Source organism: uncultured Faecalibaculum sp. (assembly GCF_910588395.1).
GTDB lineage: Bacteria > Bacillota_I > Bacilli_A > Erysipelotrichales > Erysipelotrichaceae > Faecalibaculum.
The window spans coordinates 1-16,901 of record NZ_CAJUPA010000043.1; the positions used below are offsets into that span (position 1 = coordinate 1).

At 56.6% G+C, this 16,901-nt stretch carries 16 protein-coding genes and 1 pseudogene; 7 read left to right on the plus strand and 10 right to left on the minus strand.

The features are described 5' to 3' along the window. Nucleotides 1-345 precede the first annotated feature (345 nt). Nucleotides 346-1,227, plus strand: coding sequence for a hypothetical protein (locus tag QZ305_RS10200; RefSeq protein ID WP_294731759.1), 882 nt, complete (start codon nt 346-348; stop codon nt 1,225-1,227). A 63-nt stretch (nt 1,228-1,290) separates the two neighbouring features. On the opposite strand, the gene QZ305_RS10205 is transcribed toward QZ305_RS10200, so the two are convergent. Then, nucleotides 1,291-1,614, minus strand: a complete 324-nt coding sequence (locus QZ305_RS10205; protein ID WP_294731760.1) for a DUF1292 domain-containing protein — start codon at nt 1,612-1,614, stop codon at nt 1,291-1,293. Nucleotides 1,615-1,838: 224 nt separating this feature from the next. Between QZ305_RS10205 and QZ305_RS10210 the strand changes: the two are divergent. Next, nucleotides 1,839-1,991 (plus strand): annotated as a pseudogene (locus QZ305_RS10210) (rubredoxin); the annotation flags it as partial. Between the two features lie 75 nt (nt 1,992-2,066). Continuing rightward, complete coding sequence (locus tag QZ305_RS10215) at nt 2,067-2,288, plus strand: rubredoxin (protein ID WP_294731783.1); 222 nt, start codon at nt 2,067-2,069, stop codon at nt 2,286-2,288. 235 nt (nt 2,289-2,523) lie between these two features. Here the strand turns inward: QZ305_RS10215 and QZ305_RS10220 are convergent, their stop codons facing one another. Continuing rightward, nucleotides 2,524-3,639 (minus strand): PTS transporter subunit IIC, encoded by a 1,116-nt coding sequence (locus QZ305_RS10220; protein WP_294731762.1) that lies wholly within the window; start codon nt 3,637-3,639, stop codon nt 2,524-2,526. 103 nt (nt 3,640-3,742) lie between these two features. Here QZ305_RS10220 and QZ305_RS10225 point away from each other — a divergent pair, with 103 nt between their 5' ends. After that, complete coding sequence (locus QZ305_RS10225) at nt 3,743-5,155, plus strand: MFS transporter (protein WP_294731763.1); 1,413 nt, start codon at nt 3,743-3,745, stop codon at nt 5,153-5,155. An 88-nt stretch (nt 5,156-5,243) separates the two neighbouring features. After that, the gene (locus QZ305_RS10230) at nt 5,244-5,525 is read left to right on the plus strand and encodes a hypothetical protein (protein WP_294731764.1); all 282 of its coding nucleotides are present in this window, start codon (nt 5,244-5,246) and stop codon (nt 5,523-5,525) included. A 190-nt stretch (nt 5,526-5,715) separates the two neighbouring features. On the opposite strand, the gene QZ305_RS10235 is transcribed toward QZ305_RS10230, so the two are convergent. The 8 genes from QZ305_RS10235 to parE all read right to left on the minus strand — a co-directional run bounded on the left by QZ305_RS10235 (nt 5,716) and on the right by parE (nt 15,471). Then, entirely contained in the window at nt 5,716-6,849 is a 1,134-nt protein-coding gene (locus QZ305_RS10235; protein WP_294731766.1) for an NlpC/P60 family protein, read from the minus strand. Nucleotides 6,850-7,061: 212 nt separating this feature from the next. Further along, nucleotides 7,062-7,430 (minus strand): hypothetical protein, encoded by a 369-nt coding sequence (locus tag QZ305_RS10240; protein ID WP_294731767.1) that lies wholly within the window; start codon nt 7,428-7,430, stop codon nt 7,062-7,064. A gap of 148 nt (nt 7,431-7,578) precedes the next feature. After that, nucleotides 7,579-8,481, minus strand: a complete 903-nt coding sequence (locus QZ305_RS10245) for a hypothetical protein (RefSeq protein ID WP_294731769.1) — start codon at nt 8,479-8,481, stop codon at nt 7,579-7,581. 474 nt (nt 8,482-8,955) lie between these two features. Then, nucleotides 8,956-9,669: a biosynthetic peptidoglycan transglycosylase gene (locus QZ305_RS10250; protein WP_294731771.1), complete on the minus strand. Its 714-nt coding sequence runs from the start codon at nt 9,667-9,669 to the stop codon at nt 8,956-8,958. 128 nt (nt 9,670-9,797) lie between these two features. Then, nucleotides 9,798-10,013: a YneF family protein gene (locus QZ305_RS10255; RefSeq protein ID WP_294731773.1), complete on the minus strand. Its 216-nt coding sequence runs from the start codon at nt 10,011-10,013 to the stop codon at nt 9,798-9,800. Between the two features lie 110 nt (nt 10,014-10,123). Then, entirely contained in the window at nt 10,124-11,056 is a 933-nt protein-coding gene (locus tag QZ305_RS10260; RefSeq protein WP_294731775.1) for a DMT family transporter, read from the minus strand. A gap of 3 nt (nt 11,057-11,059) precedes the next feature. Continuing rightward, complete coding sequence (gene parC / locus QZ305_RS10265) at nt 11,060-13,543, minus strand: DNA topoisomerase IV subunit A (RefSeq protein ID WP_294731777.1); 2,484 nt, start codon at nt 13,541-13,543, stop codon at nt 11,060-11,062. Then, entirely contained in the window at nt 13,540-15,471 is a 1,932-nt protein-coding gene (gene parE / locus QZ305_RS10270) for a DNA topoisomerase IV subunit B (RefSeq protein ID WP_294731778.1), read from the minus strand. The genes parC and parE overlap by 4 nt, the downstream gene beginning before the upstream one ends. 343 nt (nt 15,472-15,814) lie before the next feature. Here parE and plsY point away from each other — a divergent pair, with 343 nt between their 5' ends. Further along, the gene (plsY, locus tag QZ305_RS10275; RefSeq protein ID WP_294731780.1) at nt 15,815-16,429 is read left to right on the plus strand and encodes a glycerol-3-phosphate 1-O-acyltransferase PlsY; all 615 of its coding nucleotides are present in this window, start codon (nt 15,815-15,817) and stop codon (nt 16,427-16,429) included. Next, complete coding sequence (locus tag QZ305_RS10280) at nt 16,420-16,770, plus strand: competence protein ComK (protein WP_294731782.1); 351 nt, start codon at nt 16,420-16,422, stop codon at nt 16,768-16,770. Before plsY ends, QZ305_RS10280 begins: the two co-directional genes overlap by 10 nt. Nucleotides 16,771-16,901 lie beyond the last annotated feature (131 nt).

A 16,901-nucleotide genomic window follows, 5' to 3' on the forward strand; every position in this document is an offset into this window, starting at 1 on the left:
CTCACTTATAATACCACAGTCACAGGAGAATGCAACCACTTTTTTGTTCTTTTTTTGCGATTTCCCATTTCACCTTACCATTAAGTGCAAATCGCGACGCTTCGTGCAACTCCCGCTGCTTTCCCATGAAACCTCCAATCATTCAATGGAGACCCCACACATTCGATACAGGCTCCCGCCAATCATCTGCTGCCCGCATCTCTCTCATGTCGCACCCTTTCCCCCTTTCCTCATATCCGCCCTGCATATCCGTCCTGCATATCCGCCCTGTCCAGGGATGGCCCTGTCATCCCCATCGGCAGAAGACATCTTCTCTGCACGGTTACACTACTGTATGATGAAACCATGACCAAAACCGAAATGCGAAAACTGCTGCGGATGATGCCAAAGGAACAGCTGGAGACAGCGCTCATGGAGCTGTATTCCAGGCAGGAGAAGCCGAAAAAAGAAGTATTTGAACTGCTTCTGAAGGCAATAGCCGAAGAAAAACCGCTGCCGGAGCGGCATGCGGCCGTTCCGGATACAAAAAACATCCGGAAGAAACTGGACAGATTCTATACCCGGATGTTTCAGGGGGGCTTTCTGCGCAGTCCCCGTGTCAGGAGAAAGGCGAAGAAGGATCTGAAGGAGATGCTGGAGAGTCTGCTGCTGTGTCCGGAGACAAGCGTGGTATATCCGGATGCCTGTTCGGTGCTGGAGGATCTCTTTGCTGTTTCCTGTCCGTTTCTCAACAGCGATCTGTTCCCGGGGGAAAACGTCTATACCGTCTACCGGATGACGACAGATGATTTTTTCCGGACTGTCGCTTCGTTCATTCTCAAGTCCGGCTACACCCGGGATAATCTCAAAAGGCTGTCCAGTGCGACGTGTCTGGTGAACAGTTCCGATGATGCATTGTCTTTGCATCTGCAGGAAATCCTGGTGTCGCTGCTGAAAAACGGCGATCTGCGGATGGAAATGCTGGAGATACTGGAGGACCGGATCCAGGCGGGTTACAGGCTGCAGGAAGCAGAGGGGCTGCTGGAACGGCTGTGTTTTCTGTACCTGCTGATCTGCGAAAAGGAGTTGTCTCTGGACCATGGTACCAGCTGGATCGACAGCGTGACGGATGAGCACAAAGGGCAGTCCCTTCTCCGGCGTTTTGAGCAGATCCGTTCTGAGGTGCAGAAGACGGATGCAGCCAATGGCTGGGCGGAGAATGCCGTAACTGAGTACGACTGTATCTGATTTGCGTTGAGTGGGTATCGTGAATTGTATTGCATATTCAGCGGATGACCGGCAGGCAGCCGGTCATTTTTTGATGGCCGAAGCGAGGTTCTTTTCAAAGCAGGTGCCTTCTGCGTGCTGTTTCCTGGCTTTGCGGGCAATGTAATCCGAGAAGACAGTGTTGATTTCTTCGGGATCGCTGAGGGCAATGAGGTATTCAGTGTCCGGGTCTTCTTTGTCTTTGACGGTCTGCATGAGCAGGATTGCGTCATCGTCCCGGAGTCCATTCCGGTAGGGGATGAGGATGATATAGTGTTTGTCCTGGCTGTCAAACCGGTCGCCGAATTCACATTCGATGCTGGATCCGTCTTCTCCCTGCAGCAGAATTGTCTCTTTTTCATCGTTCATGTTGCGTGCCTCCTGTCTCCGGGTGTGCCGGAGGTTTCTGGCTGAAGTATAGCATGGGTGCGGCATACCCGGTGGGCTGGCACTGTCTGGTGGGACTGTCTGCGGGCACTGTCTGGTGGAGGGGCAGTCATCAGACTGCGGCCATATGCGGTCAGCGGTCATATGAGACGGGAATTCTGCCTGGTCATGGATAAAATGTGGCTGACAGGAAAGAAGGAAACAACATGAGCAACAAACTGGGACCGAAATATCAGTGCACGATCTGTCCTTACATCTACGATCCGGAAGCCGGCGACCCGACGCAGGGCATCCCTGCAGGGACACCCTTTGCAGATCTGCCGGATAACTGGACCTGCCCGATGTGCCATCATCCGAAGTCGGATTTCGTGGCAATCGAAGAAGTCATGGCCAATGACTCTGTCCAGGACCGGGAAACAATGGAAGCCATGGACATGGGCGTGGAGCTGACGAAGAAAGATGTGTACGTCTGCGATGTCTGCGGCTGGGAGTACGATCCGGAGCTGGGTCTGCCGGAGGCCGGCATTGAACCTGGCACGGCATTCGAGGACCTGCCGGATGACTTTGTCTGCCCGCTTTGCGGTGTACCGAAAAGTGCATTCACTGCCAGACAGATGGATACACCTGCCAGCGGCGAGGCTGTCACCAACGCCTGAGCCAGCAGGGCTGCAGCTGCGGGATCTGCTTCAGCCCTGACAGAATGCGGATGCGCTGCCGGATGACAACCACAGGATGCAGCCTGGCTGAAGCCTGCCTGACCTGAAAAGAACAGAGAAAAACAGCGGAATTCCCCGGACGCACAGTTTCTGTGCTGTCCGGCGGGGTTCCGCTGTCTGTTTTTCAGATCCTGCTGCTTTCCGGCTGCAGACCATGCTCCGGCGCTCCGGACGCTTATTCTCCTTCTTCTGCAGCAGCTGCAGCCAGGGTCAGGTCGCCGGGTTTCACCCAGCCGGCTTTGACCACCAGGCTGTGGATCAGGGGACAGATCACAGCCGGCAGCGCGATGGAAATCAGCAGCAGGCCCAGCCAGTCAGAGGCTGTGATGGCGCTGCGAATGCCCTGGGCCATTTCCTGAGCCCAGCCGCTGTATACGCCAATGGGGCCCACCATGCCGCAGGTTCCCATGCCGCTGGATACCGCCGGTCCATTCATTTCCAGACCGAACAGGCAGGTGGCGATGGGGCCGGTGATCATGCTGGTGACAATGGGAGCAATCCAGATACGGGGATTTTTCACGATATTGCCCATCTGCAGCATGCTGGTGCCCAGTCCCTGGGACACCAGACCCCCCAGGCCGTTTTCCTTCCAGCTCATCACCGCAAATCCCACCATCTGCGCACAGCAGCCGGCCAGAGCCGCGCCGCCGGCCAGACCCGTGAGTCCCAGAGCGGCACAAATCGCTGCACTGGAGATCGGCAGTGTCAGGGCGATGCCCATGAACGCCGATACCAGGATGCCCATGAGCAGCGGCTGCAGGGTGGTGGCCCACATGATGAAGGTACCGGTCTGCATCGCGGCCTGGCCAATGGCCGGTGCAAACCAGCTGGAGAGCAGAATGCCGGTGAAAATCGTGACAACCGGAGTCACCAGGATATCCACTTTCGTTTCTCCTGAAACCGCCTTGCCCAGTTCGGCAGCCACAATGGCAATGAGATAGACAGCCAGAGGACCTCCGGCGCCTCCCAGCGCATTGGCAGCAAAACCCACGGTGATCAGGGAAAAGAGCACCAGTGCCGGAGCCTTCAGGGCATACCCGATGGCAGCTGCCATGGCCGGTCCGCTCATGGCGCTGGCCAGACCGCCGATAGTGTATTCCGTCCCGCCGATCACCGCCACAGGCTGTGTCAGCAGGGCAATGTTCAGCTGTGTGCCCAGCGTGTTGATGATCGTGCCGATCAGCAGCGAGGCAAACAGGCCCTGGGCCATGGCGCTCATGGCATCAATGCCGTAGCGTTTCAGCGACACTTCGATGTTCTTGCGCTGCAGAAACGAGATAACTGTATCCATAATCAGACACCTTCCTTTTCGGTCTGATTTTACGCTTGCAGTCACATCAGGGGAATAGTGGGATTGGTTTTTCTATAATTAAGCCTGAATAAGGAGGAGTTTTATGTCTACCGTAACTGATTCACAAAGAAGCAAAGTCATGCTTGGCTGCTACTTTGTCATGTTTACGATTGCCGCCTATGGCCTGTCACTGGCCACGATTCAGCAGCCGATGCTGAACAACATGGGCGGCGGTTCCTATTTCTCGCTGGTCACCATCATTGCCGCCATCTGCATGACGATCATGACCCCCATCGGCGGTCGTCTGATTGATGGACTTGGCAACCGGAAAGTCACCCTGTACTGCGGTGTGATTTCCCTGGTATCCGGTCTGATCATGGCCTTCATTCCCAACCTGTGGGTATTCCTGGTCATGCGGATCGTGTTCTCCATGGCACAGGGCGCCATGTCCAGTGTGCCGTTCATCATTGCCGCCGAGATCAATCCCCGGGAAGAACAGAACAAAATCTTCGGTCTGCTGGCCACCATCGTGGCTATTGGCAGTTTCGTCGGTTCCTGGCTGGCGGGCATTCTGGTTCAGAACAACCTGATGTGGGTGGCTGTTGCCTTCCCCTGCCTGTTCCTGGCACCTGGTGTCTGGCTGATTGTCAAGTACATGTTCAATGATGCCCACGAAGGCGGCATGCAGCTTGACTGGCTGGGCATGATCCTGCTGTCCGTATGTCTGTCCACGCTGCTGCTGTCCATGAACTTCGGTGCCAAGATGGGCTGGTTCAACGGCTGGATCATGACCGGCAACCTGGTGGGACTGAGTTCCCTGCTGGCGTTTGTCTTCTGGGAGAACCGGGTGGCTGTGCCCCTGATTCCCATGACTCTGTTCAAAAACAAGGAATACGTCCTGCTGCTGGCCATCACCTTCATCACCGTGTTCTACACCATCGCCATCAACAGCTATCTGCCTATGGCCGTTCAGGATATCCTGCAGGCCGGTGCATCCGCTTCCGGATCCCTGCAGCTGCCCAAGACCATCGTGCTGATTCTGGTCCCCACGGCGTTTGGTATCTGGGTCTCCAAAAAGCAGTCCCACACCTGGATGGCGCTGGCTCTGGCCTGCATCTTTGTCATCATTCCCTGTGCCCTGCTGGTATTCGTAGGCATTCACATGCCGATCTGGTTCATCATGCTGATGGTTGGTCTGACGGGTATTGCGGATGCATTCCGTTCTGTAGCCGCCACCCCGGCTGCACAGCAGGTGCTGAAGCCTTCTGATCTGGGTATCGGTACGTCGATGATCGGGTTCATCATCACGCTGTCCAACTCCATTGCCGCCACAGTGGATGGCATCGCCTATGACTCTCTGTCTGCTGCAACGCCGGGTATCGTGGGCATGACCCAGGGTGTGGACACCACTTTCCTGATCTCCGCCGGTGTGGCTGTGATCGGCCTGCTGCTGGTTGTGCTGTTCTTCCGTCCGATTGCCGACAAGAAGGCAAAAGCCCAGAAAGCTGCCAGGTAAGGTCAAAAGGTTTCAGGCAAACGGCTAAAGGCCGGTTTGGAAACACGTTACAATACATACAGTCAAAGACTGAAGGAGGCTTATACCTATGTCTGATAAAATCGTAGTGGATGAGCAGAAATCTCTGCTGGATGGACAGATCGATTCTGTCGAAGAAATCAAGGAGCACCTGATCAAAGCCATGTCCGTTCTGGATCTCGTGGTCAGCTCCCTGGAGAAGAAGGAAGCCGCAATCAAGGACGATGACATCGCCAGCGAACTGAATGCGATCGTATCCGTGTATGACAACCTGGATACAGCCTTCACGGAAGCCAGTGCCATTGGCCGGTTCCTGAAGGATCAGCAGACAGTGGATGCGGACAACGAATAATTCCGACTCCGAAAAAGCACCCTGCACGGGTGCTTTTCTTTTGCCCGGCTGTACTGCCCCAGAAGCTGCAGACATCTGGAAAAGATGGTATCAGGCTGAACGGCTGTACAGATTCATGCGCAAAAAGAGCAGACTTTGCCAAAAGGCATGGAGTCTGCTCTTTGTTTTCATGATTGTCCGATGATCCGGATCAGGCAACGACCTGAATGTAGGTTGTGGATACAGCACCGGGCAGGTAGGCAGAAGCCACGATGGTCTGGCCATCAAAGTTTCCATGCACAGCCATGCCATTGCCGATGTAAATCGCAATGTGGTCCTGACCGCGACCGCCCTGGTTGTAGTAAATCAGGTTGCCGGCAACCGGCGTATCGGTTACGTAGCCATACTGCGTGTACTGATCGGGCCATACCACACCCGCTGCCACACCGGCGTTGTTCAGAGCCGCTGTGGCCACTTCGGTGCACTGCCAGCCGTTGGTCACGCCCACCAGGTTCATGGCGGCATTCACGATGTTCTGATTCAGCTGGTCATACTGTCCGCCGGGCTGTACAGGTGTTTCCGGTTCCACCGGTGCTTCGGGCACAACCGGAGTTTCCGGCTGTACTGGCACTTCCGGAGCTGGCTCTGCCGGGATTTCGGGCACCGCAGGTGCTTCCGGTTCCACCGGGGTTTCAGGCACAACCGGAGTTTCCGGCTGCACAGGCACTTCCGGGGCGGGTTCAGCGGGGAGTTCGGGCACCGCAGGTGCTTCCGGTTCTGCCGGTGTTTCCGGCTGTACCGGTGCTTCCACTTCGGGCTCTGCCGGAATCACAGGTGTTTCAGGCTGTGCCGGTGTCTCGGGCACAACCGGGGTTTCCGGTTCTGCCGGTACTTCCGCTTCAGGCTCTGCCGGAATCACAGGTGCTGCCGGTTCTGCCGGTGTTTCGGACACAGCCGGTACTTCCGTTTCAGCTTCAGGCGCTTCCATAGCGGCTTCTTCCTCAGCCTCCATGGAGAAAGCCTGCACTGCTTCCTCTCCCTGTGCTTCTTCCACAGTCTTCCGGATGTTCTCCTTCAGATCTGTGCTGATCATGCTGGAAGCCTGTGCCGTCACAGCCTGCGCGGTTCTGGCTGTATCCAGGGAACCGGTTTCGTCAAAATAATAGTTCTCGCCGTCGATTTCCTGCCAGCCTGTGGCCAGGTGACCGGATTCAGTCACGTATTTGTCATCCTCTGTCCAGCCAGGTTTCAGTTCCATGGCCATGACGGTACCTGCAACAGGCAGCAGCGTCGCTGTGCAGAGGATCCCTGCTATTTTTGTACTGTTGTTTTCAAGAAAATTCATAATATCCTCCAATATCTTTCGTATATCTGTATTTTCAGAATCATTTCCAATGTGGTATCCGCTGCACGTGCACCAGCGGCGCTATGCAACTCGGTCAGTATCTCATGAAGTTAACCCTGGTTCAATCAACGTCCGATGCTTTGTGACGCAGCGGCATATCTGTCACCACAAAGCAAGAAAAAAAGCGTCTGGATCAGACGCTTGGCTGCAGCTCAGTGAATTCGGTACAGCTGCGAAATGGAGGCGGCCAGCCGGAGGACCTCCGGAGAATCCGTGCCGAACCGGTAAATCACCAGTCCGGGAAAGGGTTCTTCCCCGGCATCCAGCTGAATCGGTCCTTCAGTGGAGGCGGATTCTTCATCCAGAAGCACTGCCAGAACCGGCTTGCCGTACTCCTGCTGCCGCTTCATCATCAGACGCCAGACAGGCAGAAGATCTTTTGACTGGTATCTTTCCATCAGTATGATCCATTCACCTGTCCGTCCTTCTGCGCCGTTGGCTGAATTATAGGCGGCTGTCAGTTTGATTTTTCCCTGAAACGCTTCATCCAGAAGCGCCTGCATATGTTCCCGGAGTGCCATGCCTAAAGTTTACCACAGAGTTACCATGTACAGGAACAATTAACGAATTCGTTGCATGTCAATCTTTCGTTCCACCGCGGTTATTCTGCTCTCTGTATACTTTCCGGAATGGCTTCAGTTTGATTCCGATCGGTTCACCGGTCTTTACTCAGGCCAGGGACCGTATGTATTTCTCCGTCAGGGCTTCAATGCCTTCATTGTCCCGGGTCTTTCCCTGTTCAAAATGGATCAGCCTAAGCCAGTCAGACTGACTGTCGTCATTCAGATTCCAGGCCAGCTTCTCCGCTGTCTCCAGATCATGGAGCGTGAACACCAGGTAGTCCAGCTCATCGGCCATAAATTCCGATGCATCCTTCAGATTCCTTGCCAGACGGATCTCCAGCTCTGTCTGTCCCCTGTCCCTGGCCCTTCTGGCCAGATGACAGAACCCCATCTGAGACCCATTGGCCGCCGCATGCATCGCCCACATATCCTGCAGCCAGGGCGTGGTCTGCAGCAGGATCTGCTCCTCCATCGCCTGCACATCCCCGTGTCCGAGTCTCCAGGGCATGGACGCTGTATCCGGCTGACGGTCCTTCCAGAACGCCATCATTTTTTCCATCCGGCTTCTGACCTCATCGTCCTTCTTCCAGTGTTTCAGGAACACCTGTCCGAATTTCTCCCCCATGGCATAGTCATCCGCCCTGTCTCCCAGGGTTACAGCCAGAATGTACAGACCCCGCACAGACTTCGGCTGTTTTGCCACCAGCCGCACAATTTCCGGCACCACGGTTTTGTCTTTCGGGACCATCAGATGCGCCTGAATCAGCTCCGTCAGGACATCCTCGCCCTTCAGCCATCTGTCATAGAGAACAGTCCGGGGATCCTGATCCGGTTCAGGATGATATTCAAAGGCGCCGGCGGGCTTGCAGAAGGCATCGGCTTTCCGCTGTTCGGACACCAGAAGAGAATGCGCCCGGTCGTTGGGTCCATGTTCCTTCAGCCATTCAGACAGCTCTGCCACAGCCTCCCTGTGACGGCCCTGTGCAGCCAGTTTCTCTGCTCGTTCCATGATTGCATACCTCAATTCCATTGCGTGTGCAGAGAATCCAGAGTCCCTGCACGTTTCATTGTACCGCTGGAAAGAGGCGGATGGAAACCAGTCTGGTGATAATGACAGACGGTATGGTGCCTGAATCGAAGGCTGCATCCGGAATGCAGTTGGTGGCAGATGAGGCTGGAGCTGCGGATAAAGACTTCTGCCGATGGTGGCGAAAGAGGCTGATGCTGTGTGATGGAGGCTTCCACGAAACAAGCGCATCCGCTAAAAGATGCGCAGAATCGGAAAAAGGTGGAAAAGGTCTTCAGGTTTATCGGGCACTTGCTGACAGCAGCCGAAACGGATTGACCTGCGCAACGGATTCCCGAAATGGGTTGGCTAGTACCGCGGCTGAGCCGGCAGCAGGAAGAGAGATTCAGCCCCGGAGAGTAAAGGCAGGAAAACCGTATCAGGTTTTCCTGCCCTTTTTCATTGTCTTATCTGCTTTCACTGCCAGGCAAACACCGGCTGATTCCAGATCGCATCCGCCTCTTCCTGCGTCAGGTACTCTTCCCGCACCATTGCCTGCAGGATCAGCTGTTCCCGGTTTCTGGCTGCCTCATAATGATTGGACAGCTGCAGATTGGCCGGGCTGTTGGGAATCCCGGCCAGAATCACGCTCTGACTGTCTGTCAGCTGCATCGGGGTTACGCCAAAATATCCGCCGGCGGCTTCCGTGATTCCGATGTGTCCATCCCCGTAATTGATGATATTCACGTACAGGGCCAGAATCTCGTCCTTGGAATACAGCTCATTCAGCTTCCCCGCCAGGAACACCTCCGCCACCTTGATCTCCAGATCCGGCTCGAACAGCCCGTAGAGATTCTTGATCGTCTGCTGTCCAATGGTGCTGCCGCCACTGCGGACCATGTCCGGGATCACCTGACTGGCCGCGGCCCTGAGCAGACCGATGATGTCCAGGCCGCTGTGCTCATAGAACCGCCTGTCTTCAATGGCCACTGTGGCTTCCTTGAGCATCTCCGGTATCTGATCCGGCGGCGTGTAATTCTGAGAACTTTTCACCCGCTCCACCGCCTGTTCCAGGCTCAGGGAAGCTGTCAGCTCTTCCGCTTTTTCATGTCCGCGCCAGAGGATAAATCCCCCGCCCGCCAGCACCAGTGCCAGCAGAAGCAGCAGACAGTTTCTGATAAACCGTTTCATCGCATCACCTGCCTTCACTGTATCATTACAGCCGTTTTTCCTCTCTTACAGTGCTGTCATGTCCCTTCCGGCTGCACTGACTGTGCCGTTTACCGGTCGTTTTCCCACAAAAAAAGGGAACAGCGTCCCTAGCGGTTAGCGTTCACCGACTTCATGATCTGCCGGATCTGTGCTTCGCTGGGTTTGCGTCCCATCTGCAGGAACATCGCCCGGATCATTTTTTCATTGATTGGCGGGTTTTCCTTCAGTTCCTTTTCGAATTTGCGTTTTGTGAAATAGAATCCCAGTGCCGCACCGATGATCAGGCCGACAAGGGTAAATCCGACAGACGCCCAGAAATTCATGTTCGTACCCCATTTCTTCTTCCGCTATTTTACCGTTCAGAAGAATGTAAGACAACTCATAACCTGTGTGAAATTTCCCACAATCTTCCGGGAATGATTCCGGGAGAAAATCATCCCCCGGATGTCACCTCCTGACAGGAATTTTCCGGTTCAGACAGCCCGTCCACATCTTCCGGCGTACTGCCGGTTTTCTCCGTGAGCCACACGGCCATCAGAATCATGGCGCCGCCGGCCAGCATCGGCAGGGAGGGACGTTCTGCCAGAAACAGAATGGCGAATACATTTGCCCAGAGACTCTCCGTAGCCAGCAGCAGACTCGCCTTGGATGCCTCCAGATGCTCCTGTGCCCTTGTCTGGAGCCAGAACGCCAGCCAGGTGCTGCCGGCAATCAGATAGGTCACGGAAAGCAGGGCAATGATGCTGACCTGCGCCGGCCAGGTTCCCAGCACACCGGGAATAACCGAAAGCAGCGCAGCTGTGCTCATCTGAACGGCGTTGATGGCATCTGCGTCCTCATTCCCCGCCCACTGCAGCGACACGATATGGCAGGCGAACAGAAATGCGCAGCCCAGGGAATACAGATCCCCCTGCCGCAGGGCGAAGCCTCCCTGCTGCCAGCCCATCACACCGATGCCCGCAAAACAGAGGACACAGGCGGCGAACTGAACAGGCAGCGGCCTGCGCCGGGTCACGATCCAGGCCAGAAACGGCACCATGACCACATTGGCTGCGGTGAAAAAGGCGTTGGATCCGGCTTCGGTTTTCTCCAGCCCGATGGTCTGCAGAGCAAAAGCGCCAAAGAGAAACCCACCGCATATCAGTCCCCGGAACCACGCAGACCGGGTGATGGTCTTTCCGGCTGCCAGCAGCGGAATCCAGGCCAGGATTGCCGCTCCGGTAAAACGGATCAGCAGGATCTGGAATGGTCCGAAAGTATCCAGCGCACTGCTGGTGGCAATGAAACCAAACCCCCAGATGGCACCGGTGAGCAGACACATGATGGCGGCTTTTCGCTGCCGGGAAACAGTCTGTGTCCGGTTCATGTGCTAGGCCTCTTCAAACAGAGAAGGCTGCAGCGGCTGGTCTCCCTCTTCATGCCAGTCGCCGTTGACCAGCGGTTCCAGTGTCTGCAGGAAATGACCGTTTTCCAGGCTGGCGGTATGCCGGGAGAAGGTACTGGCGGGGGTCATCAGCGGAATCTCCGCTGCCCGGATCCGGGAATGATCCCCCTGACTGGCCAGCTGGACAGATTCATGCAGCGGCAGACAGTCCATATCGCTGATCGCATATCCACGGGTTTTGACCTGCTTGAACAGCCGGATGCCCCTGGCTGGCCTGCGCAGTTCCGGCAGTTCCTCCCGGCGCAGACGCTTCAGACTGCCGTCCTGAGCCAGAAGCACCACCGGTTCGTCTTTGAGCACATGCATGGCACAGATTTCGTCGTCCGGCATCAGGGAAAGCCCCTTGACACCTTTGGTTTTCATGCCCGACTGAGGAATCTGAGACACCGCGTACTGCAGTCCCATGCCCTGTCTGGACACAATGCCAATGCTGTCCCGGGTGCTGTCGGATACCGTCACCGTCTGCAGCCGGTCCAGGTCACCGAGCTTCATGGATACGGTCAGACGGCCGGGTTTCAGGCCGGTGAATTCGGCAATGTCCGTCCGCTTGATCTGGCCGTGAGCGGAAATCTGAATCACCTGCAGTCCCTGCACCGGCTGGCGCAGGACCAGCACCCCGGCAATCTGTTCGCTGGGTTCGGTTTTGAGCAATGCCGAGATGTGCATGCCGGTATCCTTCCAGCGGGATTCCTCCAGCTGCCAGACAGGCACCAGACCCGCCCGGCCCCGGTCTGTGAACACCAGCAGCTGGTCTCTGGTGCGCAGTTCTCCCAGGGCAGCGGCTTCGTCCCCTTCCCTGAGTCCCGGCAGCTGGACGCCCGAGGCATTGAAGGAACGCAGGGAACTGCGTTTCACATACCCCTGACGCGTGACGGCAGCCATCACCGGTTCATCGGGAATCATGGCCATGGGATCGATGACAATGGCTTCCACTTCATCCACGATTTCCGATTTCCGTGGAGCCGGAAACTGTTTTCGGACTTCCCGGAGCTCTGCGATCATCACCTTGTTCAGTTCCGCCGGCTGTGCCAGAATCTTTTCCAGCCGGGCCATCTCCGCTTCCAGCTGGGCGAATTCCTGCTCCAGCTGCGTGATGTCCATGTGGGACAGCCGGTACAGCCGCATCATGACAATGGCTTCTGCCTGTACCGGTGTGAAGGCGAAGCGTTCCACCAGCTGCGCCTTCGCATCTGCCTTGTCCCGGGAAGCCCGGATCAGGGCAATGATTTCGTCCATGATGGAGATGGCTTTGATCAGACCCTCCAGAATGTGGGCCCGGTCCTGCTTCTTTTTCAGATCGAACACGGAACGGCGCCGGATGACTTCCCGGCGGTGTGTCAGAAAAGCCAGCAGCGCCTGCCGCAGGCCAAGCAGCACCGGCCGCCGGTTCACAATGGCGATCATATTATAGGAAAAGGAAATCTGGAGATCGGTGTTCTTGTAGAGATAGTTCAGAATGGTATCCGCAGGGGCGCCTTTTTTCAGATCGATGGCGATCCGCAGGCCATTCCGGTCGGATTCATCCCGGACATCCAGGATTCCTTCCGCCTTCCGGTTCAGACGGATGTCATCGATTTTTTTCACCAGACTGGACTTCACCACTTCATAGGGAATTTCCGTGACAATGATCTGATCCACGGTCTTGCCCTGCAGGATCTCGCACCGGGAGCGGATGATGATCTTGCCTCTGCCGGTGTCAAACGCCGACCGGATTCCCTCCCGGCCCATGACGATGCCGCCGGTGGGGAAATCCGGACCCTTGACGATTTCATAGAGCTTTTTCGACTCCGGGTTTTTCGCCAGTTCGATGGCGCCATCCAGAATCTCCGTCAGGTTGTGCGGCGGGATGTTGGTGGCATAGCCGGCGGCAATGCCGGAGATGCCCATGGTCAGCAGGTTGGGATACCGGGCAGGCAGAACGGTGGGCTCCATTTTTTCATCGGAAAAGTTGGGGGCCCATTCCACCGTGTCCCGGTCAATGTCCTGCAGCAGCATGCCGGTGATGGGCGCGAGTCTGGCTTCGGTGTACCGCATGGCGGCAGCGGGATCATCATCGATGGAGCCGTTGTTTCCCTGCATGTCCACCAGGGGAAAGTTCATTTTCCAGTCCTGGGACAGCCGCACCATGGCATCGTACACGGAACTGTCTCCATGCGGGTGATAGTTGCCGATGACATTGCCCACGGTCTTGGCAGACTTGTGATAGGGCTTCTCCCAGGTATTGCCGCTTTCCTGCATGGCGTAAAGGATCCGGCGCTGCACCGGCTTCAGACCGTCCCGGGCATCCGGCAGCGCCCGGTCCTGAATGATGTACCGGGAATACCGGGCGAAGCGGTCCGAAAGAATGTCCTCCAGAGGCTGCCGGCGGACAATGCCCTGGCTTTTTTCTGCTGGTTTCTGCTTCGTCATGCCCCTGTCACCTCCCCGGCATAGGCGTCTTCCAGTGTGAAGACGACATTTTCTTCAATCCATTCCCGGCGCAGATCAGCCCGGTCGCCCATGAGATCGGAGATCCGCTTTTCCGCCATCCGTCCATCCTCGATGGATACCTGCAGCAGGGTGCGCCGGTCGGGATCCATGGTGGTCTCCCAGAGCTGGGTGGCGTTCATTTCGCCCAGACCCTTGTAGCGCTGCACCACATATCCGCTGCCGAACAGTTTCTTCTGCTCCTCGAGCTCCTCATCTGTATAGACATAGACTTCCTTTTTTCCCTTCGCAATGCGGAACAGCGGCGGCAGGGCAATGTACAGCATGCCCTGTTCAATCAGCCCCCGCATATAGCGGTAGAAAAACGTCAGCAGCAGATTCTGGATGTGGGCCCCGTCATCATCGGCATCGGTCATGATGATGACTTTGTAATAAGAAGAGTCCTCCGGCGTGAAACTGGCCCCGACACCGGCGCCCAGGGCGTGAATGATGGTGTTGAGCTCTTCGTTTTTCTCCACGGCTTCCAGCGTGGCTTTCTCGGTATTGAGCACCTTGCCCCGCAGCGGCAGGATCGCCTGATACTTTGCATCCCGTCCCTGCTTGGCACTGCCGCCGGCGGAATCCCCCTCCACCAGGTACAGTTCCTTGCGCCTTGCATCCCGGGACTGGGCAGCGGCCAGTTTGCCCGAGAGCACCCGTTCACTGCGGCTGCGCCCTTTTCCCTTCCGGGCTTCATCCCGGGCTTTGCGGGCTGCCTGTCTGGCAGCTGCCGCCCGGAGGATCTTGCGGACCAGCGTGTTGGCTGTCTCCCGGTTCTCTTCCAGAAACCACCGGAGGTTTTCCGTCACCACGGACTCCACGGCGCTTTTTGCTTCCGGGGTTCCCAGCTTTTCCTTGGTCTGTCCCTCGAACTGCAGCAGTTCTTCGGGAATCGCCAGATTGATCACCACAGAAAGGCCTTCCCGGATGTCTGTGCCTTCAAACCCCTTGTCCTTTTCCTTCAGGAAGCCGTTTTTCCGGGCATATTCGTTGAAAGCCTTCGTGAACGCCTGGCGGACACCGGTTTCATGACTGCCTCCGTCCCGGGTACGGACCATGTTGGCAAAGGAGAAGATGTTTTCCTGGTAGCCGTCGGTATACTGAAAGCAGCCGGCAATGCGGATGCCCTGGGACTCTCCGGAAAAGGACACCGGCGGATGCATCGTGCCATGGTCCTTGTCCACTTCCTCAATAAAGGCTTTCAGTCCGTCTTCATACTGATAGCTGACTTCCCGGGGGGTGTCGGATCGCTCGTCCACCACTGTCATTTTCAGGTTCTGCAGCAGAAAGGCATCTTCCTGGGCCCGTTCACAGATCTGGGAAAAGGAAAAGTCCGTGTTCTTGAATATCTGCGGATCCGGCAGAAACCGGACGGTGCTGCCGGTATCCCGGCAGGTGCCCAGGTCCTTCAGCTTCGTGGCATGGCGGCCGCCATCGGTGAACTTCATCTGCCAGATGTGCTTTCCGTCCCGCACGGTGACCTCGCACCACGATGACAGAGCGTTGACCACGGAAGCACCCACACCATGCAGACCGCCGGCGTTGCGGTATCCTCCCTGGGAGGTGAACTTGCCTCCGGCATGCAGAATCGTGAAAATGACTTCCAGAGCGGATTTCCCCGAGCTGTGCTTCCCCACCGGCATGCCCCGGCCATGGTCCTGCACAGACACACTGCCGTCTTTGTGAAGCCGGATCGTGATTTCATTGCCGAACCCGTTCAGGGCTTCGTCAATGGCGTTGTCCGTGATTTCCCACACCAGATGATGCAGCCCCCGCCGGTCTGTGGAACCGATATACATGCCCGGACGCTTACGGACCGCATCCAGCCCTTCCAGGATCACGATGGAATTTTCATTGTACGCTTGTGTCACACCAGGGTCCTCCTTCTGTTTCTCACAGGCATCCGCATCCGCGCACCAGCCCCGAAGTCCGCAGAACCCCGGGGCTGATACGACAAAAAGCCGGATGCCGCACGTTTGTACATTATATCCGGCTCCCGGAAAAAATTCAAAACATAATATTCACAATTCGTGGAATCTGCTGCAGCGCCGGCGGTCTTTGTGAAGCCGGATGATCCCGTCCAGGCACCAGGTGTGCAGCGGGCATCCGGGGCTCCATACAGTTCGGGCGCCGCCGTCACCTGTGGCTGCTGCCGGCGGCAAGGATTTCTGGCAAGGCACCGGGTAAGTGGTAAGATACTTGGGAGGTGAAAACATGTATACAGCACTGTGCATTCTGCTGGGTTACCTGCTGGGATCGATTCCCTTTGCGCTGGTGATCGGCAAAGTCTTCTATAAAACGGATGTCCGGCAGTTCGGTTCCGGCAATCTGGGCGGCTCCAACACCGGGCGGGTTCTGGGATCCAAAGCCGGGGCTGCAGTCATCGTTCTGGATGTTCTGAAAGTGGTTCTGGCCATGTGGATCGCATCCCACGTCTCCGCGGCGGCTGCCATCTGGACCGGTCTTGCCTGCTGCGTCGGTCACTGCTTTCCTCTCTTCGCCCATTTCAGGGGCGGCAAAGCCGTGGCCACTGCCTTCGGGTTTCTCATCGGCATCTCGGCTTTTGTCTTCCGGGATCCCTGGTTCTTCTTCGCACCCCTGCTCATGTTTGTGATCATGCTGTGGCTGTACAAATTTGTCTCCGTGGCCAGCATTGCCGCGATTCTGAGCTCCAGCCTGCTGATCACCGTGCGGTGCATGGGAACAGATCCCCAGAGCATCATGATCATCATCGCTTCCTGGCTCATGAGCATTCTCGTCATCTGGCGTCACTGGAAGAACATTCAGCGGGTGCGGGAGGGCAGCGAAACAGCCATCACATGGCTGTGATCGAGTCCGTCCGCTACTGCAGCCGGCAGGTGGTGATCAATGACACCAGCTGTCAGCCCGCTGCCAGCATCGAAGCCTGGATCAACGGTCTGTGCATTCTCCGGGGCTCCACCCTGGAAGGACGCCGGATGGCCTTCCGGCAGCTCACAGGCCAGAAACAGAAGATTCCGGTATATGTGGACGACGACACCATCCTGGTGCCGCTCCAGGCTGCCGGAGATCTGGACTGCTGCTGGCTCAACTGGGTCCTGCAGCCGGACAGAATTCCGGACAAAACCAGCCGCAACATCCGCACCTTTCTGCGGATCATCCACAGTCCCAAGCCGCTCTGGACCAGCTGAGCGCCTGCGGATACAGACAGAGGCATATATTTGAAACAGGGACATCCCGGCTGTGCATCAGCCAGGGATGTCCCTGTTTTTTGTGTGCCCGGCATGGCACATATCTGGGTGGTGAAAGTCCACTATGGGAG

Excerpts from the sequence above, each read along its gene's own strand:
- QZ305_RS10200 (WP_294731759.1), top strand. The coding sequence starts at position 346 with ATGACCAAAACCGAAATGCGAAAACTGCTGCGGATGATGCCAAAGGAA.
- QZ305_RS10205 (WP_294731760.1), bottom strand. The coding sequence starts at position 1,614 with ATGAACGATGAAAAAGAGACAATTCTGCTGCAGGGAGAAGACGGATCC.
- QZ305_RS10215 (WP_294731783.1), top strand. The coding sequence starts at position 2,067 with ATGGGCGTGGAGCTGACGAAGAAAGATGTGTACGTCTGCGATGTCTGC.
- QZ305_RS10220 (WP_294731762.1), bottom strand. The coding sequence starts at position 3,639 with ATGGATACAGTTATCTCGTTTCTGCAGCGCAAGAACATCGAAGTGTCG.
- QZ305_RS10225 (WP_294731763.1), top strand. The coding sequence starts at position 3,743 with ATGTCTACCGTAACTGATTCACAAAGAAGCAAAGTCATGCTTGGCTGC.
- QZ305_RS10230 (WP_294731764.1), top strand. The coding sequence starts at position 5,244 with ATGTCTGATAAAATCGTAGTGGATGAGCAGAAATCTCTGCTGGATGGA.
- QZ305_RS10235 (WP_294731766.1), bottom strand. The coding sequence starts at position 6,849 with ATGAATTTTCTTGAAAACAACAGTACAAAAATAGCAGGGATCCTCTGC.
- QZ305_RS10240 (WP_294731767.1), bottom strand. The coding sequence starts at position 7,430 with ATGGCACTCCGGGAACATATGCAGGCGCTTCTGGATGAAGCGTTTCAG.
- QZ305_RS10245 (WP_294731769.1), bottom strand. The coding sequence starts at position 8,481 with ATGGAACGAGCAGAGAAACTGGCTGCACAGGGCCGTCACAGGGAGGCT.
- QZ305_RS10250 (WP_294731771.1), bottom strand. The coding sequence starts at position 9,669 with ATGAAACGGTTTATCAGAAACTGTCTGCTGCTTCTGCTGGCACTGGTG.
- QZ305_RS10255 (WP_294731773.1), bottom strand. The coding sequence starts at position 10,013 with ATGAATTTCTGGGCGTCTGTCGGATTTACCCTTGTCGGCCTGATCATC.
- QZ305_RS10260 (WP_294731775.1), bottom strand. The coding sequence starts at position 11,056 with ATGAACCGGACACAGACTGTTTCCCGGCAGCGAAAAGCCGCCATCATG.
- parC (WP_294731777.1), bottom strand. The coding sequence starts at position 13,543 with ATGACGAAGCAGAAACCAGCAGAAAAAAGCCAGGGCATTGTCCGCCGG.
- plsY (WP_294731780.1), top strand. The coding sequence starts at position 15,815 with ATGTATACAGCACTGTGCATTCTGCTGGGTTACCTGCTGGGATCGATT.
- QZ305_RS10280 (WP_294731782.1), top strand. The coding sequence starts at position 16,420 with ATGGCTGTGATCGAGTCCGTCCGCTACTGCAGCCGGCAGGTGGTGATC.